The sequence below is a fragment of the Oleiphilus sp. HI0043 genome, assembly GCF_001634935.1.
Genome location: NZ_LWEY01000497.1, coordinates 1 through 945, shown reverse-complemented (window position 1 = coordinate 945; position 945 = coordinate 1). Strand labels below are relative to the sequence as shown.

Annotated in this window: 1 pseudogene; it reads left to right on the top strand. The window is 43.2% G+C overall.

What is annotated here, in order from left to right:
- Positions 1-945, top strand: a pseudogene (locus tag A3729_RS32435) (hypothetical protein); the annotation flags it as partial.

The window sequence follows — 945 nt, the reverse complement described above, 5'->3', positions numbered from 1 at the left end:
ATTTGATTTGTGATATTTTTGAAGATATTTACGATCAAGATGGTGAGTATCTTCAAACAGACCCTGCACTTAGCGATACTGATTCTGACGAATTAAGTGACGCATTTGAGCTTGGCTTGTCAGGCGATCCTGTATCATGTTCCGAGCTTCCTAATCTAAACCCGGTTTCAGACCCAAGGTTGTCAGACAGTGACGGTGATGGGCTTTCTGACGTTTTAGAGGTCACTTATGTCTATGACAGTTATTCAGACGATTTTCGTTTACGTAAGCCTGACGTAAACCTAACAATAGATCCGTTATTGTTAGATACAGATGGTGACTTGTTGTGTGATTTCATAGAACTTGGAGTCAGTAATCCTGCTGAAAGTGATACTGACTTCGATGGCCTGAATGATGCTACTGAACTAGGTCTTGAGTTAAGCGAAGTTCTCTGTACTCCCATTTCAATAGCAGATCAGTTAACTAGTCCTGTACTCAGCGATAGTGATAACGACGGTCTAAGCGATGGGCAGGAGATTTTGATTACGGGAACAGATCCTCTTGATACTGACTCAGATGATGATGGTATAAGAGATGGTGACGAAGATCGTGATGGCGACGGTTTGAGCGACTATGTTGAGCTTAATCTTTCCTTCACTCTTTTCGATACTGTTGATAGCGATGGCAATGAAGTTAATGATGCCCTTGATGATCAAGATGGTGATGGCTTAAGCAATATCGAAGAGTTGGGTTATGGGACGTGCATTGCCTATCAGGCTGTATCATGCCCAAGTCCAGAGGATAGCGATCAAGATGGTGTTTCAGACTTTGATGAAATTAATCGAGCTGATCAGGAAGGCACAGACCCCCTTGGTTCAGATACAGATGGCGACGAGCTTACTGATAGCGAAGAGCTAGCTATAGGTACCAATCCTCTCTTAGCAGACTCTGATCTTGATGGGATCG